This is a genomic window from Streptomyces sp. NBC_01450 (assembly GCF_036227505.1).
GTDB lineage: Bacteria > Actinomycetota > Actinomycetes > Streptomycetales > Streptomycetaceae > Streptomyces.
In genome coordinates this window covers 10314423-10329865 of the sequence record NZ_CP109480.1, presented here as the reverse complement: position 1 = coordinate 10329865, position 15443 = coordinate 10314423, and the positions used below count along the sequence as shown (strand labels likewise).

General features: G+C 69.5%; 15 protein-coding genes and 2 pseudogenes. 10 read left to right on the top strand and 7 right to left on the bottom strand.

Annotation, left to right across the window (positions count from 1 at the left end):
• Positions 1–75: 75 nt before the first annotated feature.
• The 3 genes from OG568_RS46080 to OG568_RS46065 all read left to right on the top strand — a co-directional run bounded on the left by OG568_RS46080 (position 76) and on the right by OG568_RS46065 (position 4281).
• The gene (locus OG568_RS46080) at positions 76–2439 is read left to right on the top strand and encodes an FdhF/YdeP family oxidoreductase (RefSeq protein ID WP_329535918.1); all 2364 of its coding nucleotides are present in this window, start codon (positions 76–78) and stop codon (positions 2437–2439) included.
• A gap of 84 nt (positions 2440–2523) precedes the next feature.
• Positions 2524–3261 (top strand): carbonyl reductase, encoded by a 738-nt coding sequence (locus OG568_RS46070; RefSeq protein WP_443077828.1) that lies wholly within the window; start codon positions 2524–2526, stop codon positions 3259–3261.
• A 90-nt stretch (positions 3262–3351) separates the two neighbouring features.
• The gene (locus OG568_RS46065; RefSeq protein ID WP_329535917.1) at positions 3352–4281 is read left to right on the top strand and encodes an SDR family NAD(P)-dependent oxidoreductase; all 930 of its coding nucleotides are present in this window, start codon (positions 3352–3354) and stop codon (positions 4279–4281) included.
• 149 nt (positions 4282–4430) lie between these two features.
• Here the strand turns inward: OG568_RS46065 and OG568_RS46060 are convergent, their stop codons facing one another.
• Complete coding sequence (locus OG568_RS46060; RefSeq protein WP_329535916.1) at positions 4431–4868, bottom strand: Lrp/AsnC family transcriptional regulator; 438 nt, start codon at positions 4866–4868, stop codon at positions 4431–4433.
• A gap of 79 nt (positions 4869–4947) precedes the next feature.
• On the opposite strand from OG568_RS46060, the gene OG568_RS46055 reads away from it, so the two are divergent.
• From OG568_RS46055 to OG568_RS46040, 4 genes are all read left to right on the top strand, one after another.
• Positions 4948–5715 (top strand): AzlC family ABC transporter permease, encoded by a 768-nt coding sequence (locus OG568_RS46055; RefSeq protein ID WP_329535915.1) that lies wholly within the window; start codon positions 4948–4950, stop codon positions 5713–5715.
• Positions 5708–6034: a branched-chain amino acid transporter permease gene (locus OG568_RS46050; protein ID WP_329535914.1), complete on the top strand. Its 327-nt coding sequence runs from the start codon at positions 5708–5710 to the stop codon at positions 6032–6034. The genes OG568_RS46055 and OG568_RS46050 overlap by 8 nt, the downstream gene beginning before the upstream one ends.
• A 66-nt stretch (positions 6035–6100) precedes the next feature.
• On the top strand, positions 6101–6907 hold the full coding sequence (locus OG568_RS46045) for a thioesterase family protein (RefSeq protein WP_329535913.1): 807 nt from the start codon (positions 6101–6103) through the stop codon (positions 6905–6907).
• Positions 6908–7017: 110 nt separating this feature from the next.
• Positions 7018–8136 (top strand): serine hydrolase domain-containing protein, encoded by a 1119-nt coding sequence (locus tag OG568_RS46040; RefSeq protein ID WP_329535912.1) that lies wholly within the window; start codon positions 7018–7020, stop codon positions 8134–8136.
• Positions 8137–8152: 16 nt separating this feature from the next.
• Here the strand turns inward: OG568_RS46040 and OG568_RS46035 are convergent, their stop codons facing one another.
• Positions 8153–8671 carry an HAD domain-containing protein gene (locus OG568_RS46035; RefSeq protein ID WP_329536629.1) on the bottom strand — a complete coding sequence of 173 codons (519 nt, stop codon included), beginning with the start codon at positions 8669–8671 and terminating at the stop codon, positions 8153–8155.
• A gap of 420 nt (positions 8672–9091) precedes the next feature.
• Positions 9092–9229: pseudogene (locus OG568_RS46030) on the bottom strand (IS5/IS1182 family transposase); the annotation flags it as partial.
• Between the two features lie 220 nt (positions 9230–9449).
• Here OG568_RS46030 and OG568_RS46025 point away from each other — a divergent pair.
• From OG568_RS46025 to OG568_RS46015, 3 genes are all read left to right on the top strand, one after another.
• Positions 9450–10685 (top strand): DUF2716 domain-containing protein, encoded by a 1236-nt coding sequence (locus OG568_RS46025; RefSeq protein WP_329535911.1) that lies wholly within the window; start codon positions 9450–9452, stop codon positions 10683–10685.
• Between the two features lie 634 nt (positions 10686–11319).
• Positions 11320–11850, top strand: coding sequence for a PadR family transcriptional regulator (locus OG568_RS46020; protein ID WP_329535910.1), 531 nt, complete (start codon positions 11320–11322; stop codon positions 11848–11850).
• Between the two features lie 20 nt (positions 11851–11870).
• A complete protein-coding gene (locus OG568_RS46015) occupies positions 11871–12851 on the top strand; it encodes an NADPH:quinone reductase (RefSeq protein WP_329535909.1) in 981 nt (326 codons plus the stop codon).
• On the opposite strand, the gene OG568_RS46010 is transcribed toward OG568_RS46015, so the two are convergent.
• The 4 genes and pseudogenes from OG568_RS46010 to OG568_RS45995 form a co-directional block, all read right to left on the bottom strand.
• Positions 12845–12997 (bottom strand): hypothetical protein, encoded by a 153-nt coding sequence (locus OG568_RS46010; RefSeq protein WP_329535908.1) that lies wholly within the window; start codon positions 12995–12997, stop codon positions 12845–12847. The two genes, OG568_RS46015 and OG568_RS46010, sit on opposite strands and share 7 nt — an antisense overlap.
• 67 nt (positions 12998–13064) lie before the next feature.
• Positions 13065–13145 (bottom strand): annotated as a pseudogene (locus OG568_RS61605) (hypothetical protein); the annotation flags it as partial.
• Positions 13146–14024: 879 nt separating this feature from the next.
• Positions 14025–14945, bottom strand: a complete 921-nt coding sequence (locus OG568_RS46000) for an NADP-dependent oxidoreductase (RefSeq protein ID WP_329535906.1) — start codon at positions 14943–14945, stop codon at positions 14025–14027.
• Between the two features lie 57 nt (positions 14946–15002).
• Positions 15003–15413: a (4Fe-4S)-binding protein gene (locus OG568_RS45995; RefSeq protein ID WP_329535905.1), complete on the bottom strand. Its 411-nt coding sequence runs from the start codon at positions 15411–15413 to the stop codon at positions 15003–15005.
• Positions 15414–15443 lie beyond the last annotated feature (30 nt).

Here is a 15443-nt window from a genome sequence, read left to right as displayed (position 1 = left end):
GTTGTGGATCATTTAATACCCGAATGCCGCAGTCCCCCCAACCTCATCACCGTAGTCCCCGAAGGGTTGATGAGCATGGCTACCTCGGATACCGACAAGGCGGTCACGGAGAACGAACCCCCGCGCAGTACGGGGGCACCTGCCGGAGGCGAGGGTCCCCCCACCGAGAAGCAGCCGTCGCAGCGGGCCTACCACCATCCGGCGGCCGGCTGGGGCGCCGCCAAGAGCGTCACACGCGTCCTCATGCGGGAGCGCGAGCTGATCGACGGGCCACGCGCCATTTTCAAGATGAACCACGAGGGCGGGGGGTTCGACTGTCCGGGGTGCGCATGGCCCGACGACACCAAGGGCCTCAAGCTCGACATCTGTGAGAACGGCATCAAGCACGTCACGTGGGAGATGACACCCAAGCGAGCGGGACGTGAGCTCTTCGCCGCACACTCCGTCTCGGAGCTGGCGACGTGGACCGATTTCGCGCTGGAGGACCAGGGCAGGCTGACGGAGCCGATGGTCTACAACGAGGACACGGACCACTACGAGCCCGTCACCTGGAAGGCCGCGTTCGAGCTCATCGGAAGCGAGCTGCGGGCCCTCGACGACCCGAACAAGGCTGCTTTCTACACGTCAGGACGCCTCGGCAACGAGGCGACGTTCCTGTACCAGTTGATGGCTCGCGAGTACGGCACCAACAATCTGCCCGACTGCTCCAACATGTGCCACGAGGCGTCCGGGCGTGCGCTGCAGGCGTCGCTCGGCACCGGAAAGGGCACGGCCGACCTCGCGGACTGGGAGAGTGCCGACGCCCTGTTCATCATGGGCGTCAACGCGGCCTCCAACGCTCCGCGCATGCTGACCGCGCTCGCCGAGGCATACCGGCGGGGTGCCCAGATCGTGCACGTGAATCCGCTGATCGAGGCGGCCGCCACCCGGACCATCGTCCCGCACGAGTTCGTCGACATGGCCCTGTTCAAGTCGACGCGCACGAGCACGCTCAACCTCCAGGTCCGTGCGGGCGGCGACATGGCGCTCCTGCGCGGCATGGCCAAGGCCGTGATCGACGAATCGACCTCGAACCCGAAGGCACTCGACCGCGAGTTCATCGACCGTCACACACAGGGATTCGAGGAGTACCGGGCCCTGTGCGAGGCGACACCGTGGCAGGAGCTGGAGCGCCAGTCCGGGCTGACGCGTGCGGACATCCTGAAGGCCGCCGAAGTGTATTCGCGGGCCGACCGGACCCTGATCAGCTGGTGTCTGGGAGTGTCCCAGCACGAACACGGTGTGGACACCGTCCGGGAGATCGTCAACCTCCTGCTGCTGCGCGGGAACCTGGGGCGCGAGGGCACCGGGCCCTCGCCCGTGCGTGGGCACAGCAACGTGCAGGGGAACCGTACGTGCGGCATCGACCACCGGCCCACGCCCGAGTTCCTCGACCGGCTCGCCGACGTCTGCGGCATCGACCCTCCCCGTGCCCACGGGCTGGACACGGTCGGCGTGGTCGAGGGGATGCACCGGGGCACGGTCAAGGTGTTCGTCGGAATGGGCGGCAACTTCGCGATGGCCGCACCCGACACCATGTACACCGCGGAAGGACTTCGGCGCTGCGAACTGACGGTCCACGTCAGCACGAAGCTGAATCGCAGCCATCTGATCCACGGAAGGAAGGCACTCATCCTGCCGTGCCTCGGGCGGACGGAGAAGGACCACCAGCGCCGTGGGCTGCAGTCCACGTCCGTCGAGGACTCCATGAGCATGGTGCACCTGTCGCTCGGCATGAAGCGCCCGGCGTCGCCGCATCTGCTGTCCGAACCCGCCATCATCGCCAGCATGGCACGGGCGACTCTTCCCGACAGCGCCGTCCCGTGGGAGCAGTACATCGAGGACTACGACCGCATCCGGGACACCATGGCCCAAGCCCTGGACGGCTTCGAGGACTTCAACCGCCGCGTCCGACTGCCGCTGGGGTTCCGGATCAAGCAACCGGCCCGCGAACTCGTCTTCCTCACCCCGTCCGGCCGGGCCGAGTTCTCCGCCGCCGTGCTGCCGGACGTGGTGCCCCAGGACGACATGCTGGTTCTGCAGACGATGCGCTCCCACGACCAGTGGAACACGACCATCTACTCCGACGACGACCGCTATCGGGGCATCAAGAACCTGCGCACGCTCATCCTCATGAACCGCGCCGACATGCGCTCCCGCGGCATCACTCCCGGCAGCCTGGTCGACATCACGGCCACCTCCAAGGACGGCAGCAAGCGCTCCCTCACCGGGTACCGGGCGTTGAGCTACGACATGCCCCGCGGCTGCGCGGCGGGGTACATGCCCGAAATGAACGCCCTCATCGGTGCGGCCGACTACAGCACGCAGAGCGCTCAGCCACTGATGAAGAACGTCAAGGTCCGTGTCGCCCCGGGTGACTCAGGTACGAGCAGCGCCTGAGGAGCGGTCTGAGCCCGGCGTGTCGCCGTCGAGGGCCGCGGCACGGAGGGCGGCTGCCACGCGGGTGACCGCTTCGGTCGGCGGGTGGGGAAGACGGGCCAGGAACAGGCGCCGCTGCTCCTGGGGCCCACCGCGCACGGGCAGGATGCGTACACCTGGCGGCGCGGCGGAGGCGAGTGCGGGCGGCACGGCGGGGTCGACGTCGTGATCTCCAACGCCGTCACCCGGATACTGCCCGACGAGTCCCAGGCCGAACGCGCCGACGAAGTCATCGATGTCTCGAACACCGCCACCCACGCTTTCCTGCGCTCGTACGGCCCCGTCCTGCGCCCGGGCGGTCGGCTGATCGTCGTGGCCAGCAGCCTGGGCACTCTCGGCCACCTCGATCCACGGCTGCACCACCTGTTCGACGGCGCGAGCCTCGACCAGGTCGAGTACGCCGTCGAATCCTGGCGCAGCGCCATCCACCACAAGACCGCCCAGGAGGCGGGCTGGCCACGCTGGCTGAACGTGCCCTCGAAGGTGGCCCAGGTCGCCGCTGTCCGCGCGGTCGCGGCCGAACGCCGCGAGCACGACCTCGCCGACAACACCCTGATCGCCTCCGTGTGCCCCGGCATGGTCGACACGGCCACCTCCCGGCCCTGGTTCAGCGACTTCAGCCAGGCCCAGTCCCCTTCCGAGGCCGCCCGTGCGGTGCTCGACCTGGTCTTCGCCGAGCAAGTCGATCCCGCCCTCTACGGCGAGCTGATCCGCTTCGGCAAGGCCCTGCCCTGGCACGGCGGAACTCCGCCGACGGAGCAGGACCAACTGGTCAGGCCCTGACCACAGAAGGCCGCGCGCACCGGCACAGCGACTCGTGCGCACGGCGGCTTCAGCGCATGGCAACTTCAGCACACGGCAAGGAGTTCACCCTTGAGCATCATCACGACCCCGTTCGGTTTCTCCAGCACGGCCACCGAGGTCGCGCAGGGAATCGACCTCACCGGCCGCCGCGTGGTGGTGACCGGAGCCTCGTCCGGCCTCGGGGCGGCAACGGCGCACGCCCTGGCCGGTACCGGTGCGGAAGTCACCCTCGCCGTCCGGGACATGGCGGCGGGTGAACGTGTCGCCAAGGACATCACCGGTTCGACCGGCAACCAGGAGGTGCGTGTCGCACATCTGAACCTGGCCGATCCCGCGTCCGTCGCCGCGTTCACCGCCGCCTGGGAGGGCCCCCTGCACGTGCTGGTGAACAACGCGGGTGTCATGGCCTGTCCCGAGGAGTACGCCGAACAGGGCTGGGAGCGGCAGTTCGCCACCAACCACCTCGGCCACTTCGCTCTCGCCACTGGCCTGCACGGCGCGTTGGCCGCCGACGGCGCCGTCCGCATCGTCGTGGTCAGCTCCACGGGTCATCAGCAGTCCCCGGTGGTGTTCGACGACGTCAACTTCGCTTTCCGTCCCTACGATCCATGGCTCGCCTACGGTCAGTCCAAGACCGCGGGCGTCCTCTTCGCGGTGGAGGCGACCCGGCGCTGGGCCGGCGACGGCATCACCGCCAACGCGCTGATGCCGGGCGCCATCTACACCAACCTCCAGCGCCACACCGGCGGCCGCGGCAGCGGGAGGGTTCCGGCCCACCTCATCAAGACCGTCGAGCAGGGCGCCGCCACCTCGGTGCTTCTCGCCACGTCCCCGCTCCTCGAGGGTGTCGGCGGCCGCTACTTCGTCGACTGCGACGAGACCGAGGTCATCGACCGTCGCTCCGGCACGCTGCAGGGTGTCGCCCGCTACGCCGTCGCCCCGGACAACGCACGACGGCTCTGGACGCTGTCGGAGCAGTTGCTGGCCAACTCCCGTTGAACCCTCCCGGCGGGCGGCACCGCACGCGGCCCGCCGCGCCGGGGCGACGCTCGCTCCTTCGTGACACCTCGAGGTCGGACACACCGAAGTCCTCACCCGAATGCTCAGCGAGCACATCGCTCTGGGGCAGGTGATGTCGGATCATTCCGTCAGGCCGGCTTCACGGTCTTCATCGTGAAGTGTGAGGTGACGTTCTTGATCCGAGGAATGGTCATGACGTGCCGGCTGAGGAAGGTCTCGTAGGCGGGCAGGTCCGCGACTGCCACGCGGACGAAGTAGTCCGGGCTGCCGAACAGCCTGCGCAGTTCGATGACCTCCTCGGCCTGCGTCAGGGTCCGCTCGAAGCGCTCGACCGTCTCCGCGTCCTGTGCTTCGAGGCTGAGGTCGATGAGCACCTCGAAGGAGCGGCCCACGGCGGTGGGCTCGATGACAGCCCGGTACCCGCGGATGACCCCGTCGGCCTCCAGTCGCTGGACGCGCCGCAGGCACGGCCCGGTCGTGAGCCCGACCCGCTGCGCCAGCTCGACGTTGGTCAGCCGCCCGTCCCGCTCCAGCTCGGCAATGATTGCCAGATCGATCGCATCCATGACAGAAGATTGCACTCCGAACCACCCGGCGAGCAATCTTTGCAACCACATGTCATGCGATTTCCGGGACGATAAACACATGCACCACGACGTTCCGTCCCGCACAGCCACACCGGACGCCGCCCCGGTCGCGGCTCGGGCTCCAGCCGACCGGCGCCACCAGATCACCCTGGGGGTCCACGATTCCTTCTCCGCGGGTCTCGGGATCTTCCCCCTGGGCATCGCCCTCGGCCTGTTGATCATCCAGGCGGGCCTCCCCTGGTGGCTCGCTCCCGCCCTGTCCCTGGCCGCCTTCGCCGGCTCCCTGGAACTGCTGCTGGTCGGCATGATGGCCACCGTCACTCCGCTGGCCGCGGTCGCACTGACCGTCCTCGTGGTCAACTTCCGGCACGTCTTCTACGCCTTCTCCTTCCCCCTCCACCTCGTCAAGCACCCGGTCGCGAAGGCGTACGCCGTCTACGCGATGATCGACGAGGCATACGCCGTCAGTGCCTCCCTGCCCGAGGCGGAACGCTCGGCGCCCCGGCTGCTGGCGATGCAGATCGCCTGCGAGACCTACTGGGTCGGCGGCGGTCTGGTCGGGGTCGCGCTCGGCGCCGCGCTGCCCGCGCCGATCAAGGGCCTGGAGTTCGCTCTGTGCGCCCTGTTCACCGTGCTCACCCTGGACGCGTTCCGCTCCCGCGGCGAGATCCCCTCCGTCCTGCTCGCCGGTGCGAGTGCCACCGTCGCGCTCGTACTGACGCCCGGGCTCGCCATGTTCACCGCGTTGCTGATGTTCGTCGGCCTGCTCCTGGTGCGCCACACGCTCACTGCTCGCCGGCCCACCCAGGAGACCGCCGATGCCTAGCACCCCGTACCTCGTCGCCGTCCTGGCGATCGTCTTCAGCATCACCCTCGCCCTGCGCGCCCTGCCCTTCGCGGTGCTGCGCACCCTGCGCGGCTCGGCGATGGTGCGGCAGCTGTCGGTGTGGATGCCGGTCGGTATCCTCGCGATCCTCGCCGTGACGGCCCTGCACGGCACGATCACGCACGACCCGCACGGAACGGGCTATGCGCTGCTCGCGGTCGCCGTCACCATCGGCGTCCATCTGGGCTTCGGCCGCCGAACGATCCTGAGCGTGGGCATAGGCACCGCCGTCTACGTCGTCCTGCTCAACACCCTTTGACTCTTTGCCCCTTTGACTCTTTGCCCCCTTGACGAGCCCTGCGAACAGCCCGAGGAGAAACGTCCGTTGAACACCGGCACCCCGGTCCCCGACAGCTACTACGAGCGCATCGACGAGCACCGCTACAAGCCGACGGCCCACGCGGGCGGCGCCTGGGACCCCGACGAACAGCACTTCAGCCCGCTCGGCGGCCTCGTCGTCCACGCCATCGACCGCCACCTGGCCGCGCGACCGGACACCGGCCTGGTACCGGCCCGGATCAGTTACGACATCCTGGGCCGTCTCGCCCTCGACGAGTGCGAGATCCGGGTGGACACCGTCCGTCCAGGCCGCACCATCGAGTTGATCGAAGCCGTCGTGCTCATCGCAGGCCGGCCCGTGGTCCGGGCTCGTGCCTGGCTCCTCGCCACCGTCGACACCTCGGCCGTCGCCGCCGGCCCCGACGACCGGCTCGCCCCTCCCGAGGCTCTCGCCCCGTGGCCGATGACCTCGGTGTGGCCCGGCGGGTACATCGCCTCCCTGGACGTCCGCCCGCTCGCACCACCCGCGCCGGGCCGCACGACCGCCTGGATCTCCACCCGCGTCGACCTCGTCGCCGGCGAGCCCAGCAGCACGCTCGCGTCCTACCTCGCCCTCGTCGACACCGCCAACGGCATCGCCGTACGACAGCCGCCCACCGCCTGGATGTACCCCAACGTCGACCTGACGGTCCACCTCCACCGCCAACCCGAGGGCCACTGGACCGGCTTGGACACCACGGTCACCTTCGGCCCCACCGGCCAAGGCCTCACCAGCACCGTCCTGCACGACCTCAACGGCCCGGTCGGACACGCCCAGCAGATCCTCACCGTCCGCCCCATGCCCCACCGGTGACGAACCGCGGTACCAAGCGATGTCATCCGGGAGTGGCACACGCGCCGGGCGCGGCATCGTGCCGGAAATTCGGTTGACCGTGGTGGTGCGGTGCGGGCTAGGTTCCACGCATGGCCGAGATTCAGGGTTCGTACGACGATCTGTTCTCCGCGGTACCCGACGCGCTGGCCGAGTTGCTGGACGCCGGGGACGTGGGTGCCTCGGTGGCGGTCTTCGTGGACGGCGAGCCGGTGGTGGACGTCTGGGGTGGATTCGCCGACGCGGACCGCACGAACCCGTGGCAACGCGACACGATCGCAGGCGTCTGGTCGGTCACCAAGACGATGACGGCACTGTGTGCCCTCGTCCTGGCCGACCGCGGCGAGCTCGACCTGACCGCGCCGGTCGCGCGGTACTGGCCGGAGTTCGCCGCGGCGGGCAAGGGCGGGGTGCTGGTGCGGCATCTGCTCGCGCACACCGCGGGCCTGCCCGACTGGGACGGGTCGACAACGGCCGACGATCTCTACGACTGGCCGACCGCCACGGCGCGGCTCGCCGCGCAGGCTCCGCGGTGGGAGCCGGGCACCACGGCGGGATACCACTCCCTCACCCAGGGGTTCCTCGTCGGCGAGGTCGTGCGCCGGATCACCGGCCGCACCCTGGGTGAGTTCTTCGCCGACGAGGTGGCCGGGCCGCTGGGCGCGGACTTCCACATCGGGCTGTCCGCCGAACACGACCACCGGGTCGCGCTCTCGATCCCGCCGCTGTCGCGCGACGAGGACTATGTCGCGAGCGCGCCCGGCAAAACCGCAACTCCTGCCGTTGAAGGCGGGGTACGGGTCCGTGACGGGAACAGCGTCGCCTGGCGCCGCGCGCAGATCCCCGCGGCGAGCGGATTCGGCAATGCCCGCTCGGTCGCGCTCGTGCAGTCGGTGATGGCGTGCGGCGGCACGGCGCGTGGGGTGCGGCTGCTGTCGCGGGCGGGCTGCGACCGTGCGTGGGAGGAACAGTTCCGCGGCGAGGACCACATCCTGGGCATGCCGATGCGGTACGGCATGGGGTACGGCCTGTTCGGCAACACCTACGGCTGGAGTGGCTGGGGCGGCTCGACGGTCATGATCGAGCCCGACGCGCGCATGGCGGTGTCGTACGTGACGAACCAGATGCGCGAGACCGGGGACGACTACCGGGGACTCGAGATGGTGATGGCGGCCTACGACGGGCTCAAGGGCCTGGGCGCCGGGCGATGACCGGGTCCCAGTACCACTACTGAGCCTCAGTACGCCGCTCTCGCAGCCAGTCATCGATGACCGCAAAGTCCGTAACCGTCAGGCCGATCGCGGAATCGACACGGTGGAGGAGGGCGTGCCCGCGATGGTGCGTTGACACCCATGCGTGATCGAGATCGGTGATCCCGTCGTCGACCCAGATGAACGGGCGTCCTGCGGCAGCTTGAACGAGGGCTTCGGTCTTCCAGTTCAGCACGCCGGCCTCGAACTCCTCCGGCACGTCCGGCAAGTCGGCCACCGGAAGCCGAGGCAGCCCGAGCAGCGGAGCTATCACCTCGTTGGCACTTTCCCTCCATGCGGTGGCCCACATCAGAACGCAGGGCAGCGCCAGCAGACGGGCACCGTGCCCAAGGTCGATCTCTGCCAGCTGAGGATTCGACATGTCCTGCCAGTCGTCCCATCCTTCAGGGGTCGATGGAAGCCGCGCTCCGCCATAGGGCAGGAGCGTTCCATCGACGTCCAGGAAGAGGAGCGGGCGCTCTCCGGCACCGGTCATGGCTGCACGGTATCGGCTCTTCGCGCCGACGAGCAGCTGCGTCTGCACTCAGCCCGTCTTCCACCGACAGGTCCGGGTTGAAGTAGCCCTGCTGCCTGCCGATGAAGAAACGTGGACTGTCCCCACTGTGGCGTGGGGGTGACGATTGTCATCGGCGGCTTCGGGTGCTATTCGCAGGTGTGGAACGGGGGTGAGGAGATCCGACCGGACCTGCGGCCGGCAGCCGCCGAGGAACTCACCGGAACCGGCCGGTGGATGCATCAGCTCGCTGTCCGCGATGGGCAGGATGTCCTCGCCAGCGGAATTGCCTACCTGTTCGGCAGAGCGGAATGCCCGGGATGTGTCGGCGTCTTCACCGTCGCGGACGAGTACACGTCCGCCAACCGTCCGGTCATGCGTCCCCAGCGGCCTGGCTGCGCCTCATGGGTGGAGCCGCAGCCGGATCGCGACGACGGTGACCGTGCCGTGGAAGACGTAGGCTCTCTTGTCCTAGCGGGTTACCACGGCTCGAAAGCTCTTGAGCCGGTTGATCGTTCGCCCCGTTTCGTCACAACGGCGTGGCTGCCGTTGGCGATGGTCCCGATAATCGCCATGGCCGTGGACAGGTGTCCGCCGGGCCAGGGGCTTGATGAATGGGGTGGACGCGCTGCTGACAGCGTATGACGAGCAGGTGCGAGGGCATATCCCGGAGCGGGCGCCGGTAGGAGCCGTGGTCGAGCGGGACGGACCGGCGATTCGGACTCACTACGGCACGCACGGCACCGTTCGACACTCCCCCTTGCCCGACGGGACCGCCCCAACGGAAGTCACCGGGCTGATCCGTCGGCAGCAAGAGGCGTTCGCCACCCGGTGCGAGCCCGCCGAGTGGCGGGCCTACAGTCACGACCCGATCCAGATGGACGAGCCGCTGCGCGCCGCCGGTTTCACGGCCGTCGGACCGACGCGGACGCTGCTCATCGCTGAACTCGGCGAACTGGTTGGTGAGGTGGCACCGGCGAGGGGCATGCGTGTGCGCAAGCTGGGCTACGGCTACCGCCGACTTCGCGAGCTGGACCATCTGGTCGAGGCCTGCGGTCCCTACGCGCGCGGCCTCGCGGACATCCGCGAGGACCACGGGAACTTGCTGAACTGGGGCCTGAACGTCCAGCTCCTGGAGACAGAGACCAGCATCGTCGGCGCAGGCTGGGCGGAGGCCGTGGGATCGACAGAGTTCGCGGCCGTTCGGGGTTTGACCGGCCCCCACGCAGATTTCCTCCCTCACTGGGTCCGCTGGGCCCGCAACAGCCGGAACCTCCACATGGGCACAGGCCCGGCGCCGGACCGCCGCTATCTCACGGCCGAGGCGCCGACCGGCCCGGTCCTGGATGCCCTTCTCGCAGCCGGCTTCCGCGCTGTCTCGACCGTACGCGTCTACGCGTGGACGCCGAACGGCATGCCACCCGCCAGCTCCCGCCCGGTGTCCATGTTGTTCGACGATCGGGATCACGACGCGCTGTGCGACGAGTTCAAGTCCCTGTTCGCTTTCAATCCCAGCTACACCTACTACCCGGCCATTGACGAGCCGTCCGACTCCGTCACCTGGCACGTCGGGGATGTCACCGACACTCGTCACACCTACCGCCTGAGGCGGGACCTCCCGGACGACCATCGGGTGGCGCGCCTCCAGGACGTCATCGAACGCGGCCTGCGCGCCCACGTCCGCCCCGGCGAGCAGCTCTACTCGGTCAGTTGGTGGCACCAGGGTTACCGTTTCGACCCCACGTGCGTTGGCGGGCCAGGGCAGCCGACCTGGCCGGGCGTCGCGTGCTGGGAAGGCGAGTACTACAAGCTCCTCACCCGCGACCTGCGCATGGGCACCTTCTGGCACCCATGGGAAGAGTCCTTGTGCGTCTTCGGCGCCGAGCTCCTGACCGAGGTCGAGGACGATCTCACAGCCATCCTCGGTACCGTGATGCGCCGGGGCGGCCGCAACGTCGGCAACGTTTGGACTTACGAATCAGAAGGCGGCCCATGACCATTCCCGACGGCCCCAAGCGAGACGCCACCACTACCGAATCATCGAATAGTCCTCGCGAGGCCGGTGGTTTCGCAAATATCAGGGACAACCGATTGTGTGTCACCTACCGTGCGACGGTGATCTCCGCTTTCACGACGAGAACGACCCCCGACCGGTGACTGCCATCAATCGCCGGCTGCGAGAGCCGCCGACCAGCGGCGCGCCCGCCGAGAACTCGATGAAGGGTGGCAGGTCGACCAGCCCCGAGACGATCACACGGAGCTCGTGCCCGAGGAGAATCGGTCGGACATGTCTCATCCCCGCTTGGGCGTTCTCGGCCCCTATGCGGCCAAGCCGGAGAAGCGCCACGGCCCTCGTCCTTCCCGCACTGCATCACCGACATCGAGGCCAGCAGGACCTCGCGCCGCCCTAACCGGTCACCTGCATGGCCGAACACCAGCGCGCCGGGCCGAAGAAGGCACGGGACAGCACGGTGGTCATGAACACCTACAGCGTGAAGTCGTACCACTCGACCACCGTCGAGAACGCCGCCCCCCACATGGAGGCACGCGGCGGGCCGGCCGCGCGGCCTGGCCGTAGCATCGTTTCGATACGAATATCGATTCGATGTGATTGTGAGACGATCGGCCCCATGCTGGAACTCGCCATACTGGGCTTCCTCGCCGAAGGCGCCTTGCCGGGTCATGAGCTGCGCCGCCGTGTCTCCCACCTGACCGGCTACACCCGACCGGTCAGTGACGGCAGCCTCTACCCGGCCATCAACCGTCTCGCCAAGGCGGGTCTTCTCGAGCGGCGGGCGGACCCCCAGTCGGGCGGCGCCCGCTACGTGCTCAGCCTGACCGAGGCCGGCCGCACCGAGATGCTCGATCGCCTGCGCAAGCCGGCCGACCACGAGATCACCGACCACACCCGGTTCCACACGGTGCTGTCCTTCCTCTCCCTGCTCCCCGACGCGGCCGAACGACATGCGGTGCTGCGCAGGCGTCTGCTGTTCCTGGAGGAGCCGGCGAGCTTCTTCTACGACGGAGACCGGCCCGTACGCGCCGAGGAGGTCGCCGATCCCTACCGGCGCGGCATGATGCTCACCGCCCGCGCCACCAGCCGCGCCGAACGCGCCTGGATCCGCGAGGAGTTGGGCGAGGCGCCACCCGAGAACCCCTGACAGACACCGGAGGTACTTCCATGCTCGCGTCCTGGTACGACCAACACGGCCCCGCCATCGACGTCCTGAACGTCGGCGAACTGCCCGACCCCCAGCCCGGTCCCGGTGAGGTGCGGGTCCGTGTGAACGTGTCGGGCGTCAATCCCGGCGACACCAAGAAGCGGCGCGGCTGGCACGGCTCCTCGATGCCGTACCCGAGGGTCGTCCCGCACAGCGACGCCGCCGGCGTCATCGACGAGATCGGCGAGGGAGTCGACCCCCTCCGCGCGGGAGAGCGGGTCTGGGTCTACGGCGCCCAGTCCTACCGGCCCTTCGGCACCGCCGCCCAGTACACCGTCGTACCCGATCATCAGGCCGTACGGCTCCCCGACCACCTCAGCGACGAACTCGGCGCAAGCCTGGGTATCCCCGGCATCACCGCCCACCGCGCCGTGTTCGCCGACGGCCCGGTCGACGGCCGGATCATCCTCGTGCACGGTGTTCTCGGCGGCGTCGGCTCCCTGGCCGCCCAGCTCGCCCGCTGGGGCGGCGCCACCGTCATCGGCACCGTCCGGCACGGCGGCGACCTGGACCGCGTCGACCCGGCCGTCGTCTCCCACGCCGTCGCCCTCGACTCCGCCCATCCGGCAACGGCGATCCGCTCGTACGCGCCCGAGGGCGTCCACCGTGTCGTCGAGGTGTCCCTGTCCGCCAACGCCGACCTCGACAACGCCGTCGTCGCACTCGACGCCGTCGTCGCCGCGTACGGCACCCACGCCGACCGCACCGAACTCCCCTTCTGGCCGCTGCTGTTCAACAACGTCACCCTGCGCCTGCTCGGCAGCGACGACTTCCCCACCGCGGCCAAACGCCAGGCCGCCCGGGACCTCACCGCCGCGGCCGCCGTCGGCGCCCTCACCATCGACATCGGCGACCGCTGCCCGCTCGAGGACATCGCCAAGGCCCATGACCGTGTCGACACCGGCGGACGCGGCCGGGTGCTGGTCACAGTCCCTCACTGACCAGCGCCGGCGGCCTCGGCCATGCCGCTGCCCCTGGAGACGGCGGTGACGGCGAGCGTGCCGAACGCGGAGGCGGAGGCGACCCGGCGCCGGTGCGGGTTCCGTTCCGCCGCCGGTCCGGGGAGACAGTCCCGCGGCCCAGGCATGACTGGTCATGACGATGGCGGTGACGACGTCCAGTTCGGCCTCGTCGCGGGGCCCGTGGACGAGCACCATTCCTGGGGTCAGCCTGATTCCGGCGAGCGGGTGGGCCACGGCCCAGCCACGTTCGATCGCGTCGGCGGCCAACCGCACCGGCAGTGCCACATGCAGCGAACCGTCGCCTCGGGGTGCAGATGGGCGAACTCCCGCGCCTGCGGCACGAGGAACGCCTCGGCGGGGCCGGGCTGTGGTGCGTCGAGCATGAAACCACGTGCGCCCGGTACGGAGATCGCCGATGGACGGCTGTACACCGAGGGCAGCGCGGCGACTCGGGCGAACAGCTTCTCCTGGAGCTCCACCGGCGCGTGGTCGGTGAGCTGCTGCTGGGGAACGGTCGTACTGGCCTCGGGACGCGGGCCGACACGGTCGGGCAGTCCGGCCGGAAGGCCGTTCCCCCAACACACCGGTTCCGATGCGGGGTTACTGCTCTCCCGCGCGAGAAAGGCAAGACGTTCGGCGAGCCAGTCCGCCAGGACGGCGAGCGCGCCGCGAGCGATCCCATGACCCACCGGATCACGCCGGGCGACCGTCGGGGCCCCCGACCGTGCGGTCAGGTAGTCCCAGGTCCTGTCGAGCAGCTCGCGCGGAATGACCTGGTCGTGCTCGCCCCGCGCGCGGTCGGCGAACCAGGCGAACCCGCCGTGTTCGGCGATGGGGGCACGTACCGCCGCGTAGGACAGGCCGGAGGCAGCGCGTCAGCCAGCCCGATGATCTCGCTCTCCCGCGGGCCACGTCCGTGCACAAGCACGACCAGCGGGGATTCCGCGTCACCCCGGCTCATCACCACGGGCGCTCCGAACGAGCTCACGACATGCCTCCTCTTGCGGCCGTCTGCGGCCGTCGTAGACGGCCTTGCCGCGCACCCTCGGAGCGAAGCCGACGTTCCCGGCCCCGCTGATCGCAGGTCTTCGACGAGTCAGTCCGCAACGTCTGACTGCGCAACCAATCAGCCCTGGAATCTGGAGTGGGTCCTCACGCCGGAAGCAGGACGATCTTGCCTCCCAGACGCCCCGCCTGGCTCATCCGCAGCGCAGCCGCCGCCTCCGCCAGGGGGAAGGTACGCCAGATCGGGACCCTCAGTCGCTCCTCTTCCATGAGTGCCAGGATGTCCCGAAGGGCTGGGGCGCCGCTCTCCCCCGCCACGCCCGTGTGGACCTGGATGCCGGTGTCTGCCGCGTCGAACGCCACGAGGGTGAGGACACGCGCCGGTCCGCCCGCGAGCTCGATCGAGGCCGGGATCTCACCGCGGCCGGAGGCGTCGAGAACCGCGTCCACGCCCTGAGGGGTGATGGCCCGTACCCGGTCGACCAGCCCCGCGCCATACGTGACGGGTTCCGCACCCAGCGAGCGCAGCTGTTCGTGGCGGGGCTCGCTCGCGGTGCCGATCACCCGCGCGCCGCGGGCCACGGCCAGCTGCACGGCGAACGTGCCCACGCCGCCGGCGGCGGCATGAACCAGCAGGGTCTCCCCCTTGGCGATCTCGAGCTTGTTGAGCGCCTCCCAGGCGGTGATGCCCGGGCCCGCAAGGGTCCCGGCCACCTCCCACGGGACGGTGGCCGGTTTGGCGACCAGCACGGCGGGGTCGGCGAGCGCGAACTGGGCGTAGGACGGGGTGACGGAGGCCCCCAACACCTCGTCCCCCACGCTGAACGCGGTCACTCCCTCTCCGAGCTGGTCGACCACGCCGGCCACGTCGGACCCGAGACCTGCCGGAAGGTCGAGGGGCATCACCTGGCTCATATAGCCATGCAGGATCTTCCAGTCGATCGGGTTGACGCCCGCGGCCCGCACCGCGAGCCGCACCTGGCCGGGGCCGGGGGTGGGCGGCGGCACATCCACAACACTCAGCACGTCGGTGCTGCCGTACTCGGAGAACTGCGCTGCGAGAGACATCTGCTTCGACTCCAAGCTGTCAGGGGCAATTACTGTTGGGGGCTGGGCACAACGGCATCACTCACCGCAGGGCCCCGAGTGATCGCAGTACGGCTGACGGCCGCTCCGCCCGCAGGCGCACAGGATCGCCCTGGTCTCGGCGCGCGTACCTTCCGCGGTGTCCACGCTCAGCTCACCGCGCACGGTCAGTTGCCCGATGGCGTTGCGGGTGATGTGCGTGGGCCGGTTGGGGGACTCCGTCCCGCCGTCCGCGAGTCGGTAACGCAGCGCGCCCGAGGGGCAGCGTCGTACCACTTCGGCCACGCGGTCGGCGGCGGCACCGTCCGGCTGGATCCACGGGCGCCTGGCCGTGTCGAACACTTCCGGCAGGCCATGAACACATTCGGCGGCGTGCAGGCAGCGCCCGGCCTCGAAGGTGACCGTGGTCGACCGCCCCTCGTACGCCCTGATATCGGCTCCCCCGCTCATACCGGCCTCCGTCACCGCCGTGTTCGGCTG

Excerpts from the sequence above, each read along its gene's own strand:
- OG568_RS46015 (WP_329535909.1), top strand. The coding sequence starts at position 11,871 with ATGCTCGCGTCCTGGTACGACCAACACGGCCCCGCCATCGACGTCCTG.
- OG568_RS46080 (WP_329535918.1), top strand. The coding sequence starts at position 76 with ATGGCTACCTCGGATACCGACAAGGCGGTCACGGAGAACGAACCCCCG.
- OG568_RS46000 (WP_329535906.1), bottom strand. The coding sequence starts at position 14,945 with ATGTCTCTCGCAGCGCAGTTCTCCGAGTACGGCAGCACCGACGTGCTG.
- OG568_RS45995 (WP_329535905.1), bottom strand. The coding sequence starts at position 15,413 with ATGAGCGGGGGAGCCGATATCAGGGCGTACGAGGGGCGGTCGACCACG.
- OG568_RS46020 (WP_329535910.1), top strand. The coding sequence starts at position 11,320 with ATGCTGGAACTCGCCATACTGGGCTTCCTCGCCGAAGGCGCCTTGCCG.
- OG568_RS46055 (WP_329535915.1), top strand. The coding sequence starts at position 4,948 with ATGCACCACGACGTTCCGTCCCGCACAGCCACACCGGACGCCGCCCCG.
- OG568_RS46050 (WP_329535914.1), top strand. The coding sequence starts at position 5,708 with ATGCCTAGCACCCCGTACCTCGTCGCCGTCCTGGCGATCGTCTTCAGC.
- OG568_RS46060 (WP_329535916.1), bottom strand. The coding sequence starts at position 4,868 with ATGGATGCGATCGATCTGGCAATCATTGCCGAGCTGGAGCGGGACGGG.
- OG568_RS46040 (WP_329535912.1), top strand. The coding sequence starts at position 7,018 with ATGGCCGAGATTCAGGGTTCGTACGACGATCTGTTCTCCGCGGTACCC.
- OG568_RS46035 (WP_329536629.1), bottom strand. The coding sequence starts at position 8,671 with ATGACCGGTGCCGGAGAGCGCCCGCTCCTCTTCCTGGACGTCGATGGA.
- OG568_RS46010 (WP_329535908.1), bottom strand. The coding sequence starts at position 12,997 with ATGCCTGGGCCGCGGGACTGTCTCCCCGGACCGGCGGCGGAACGGAAC.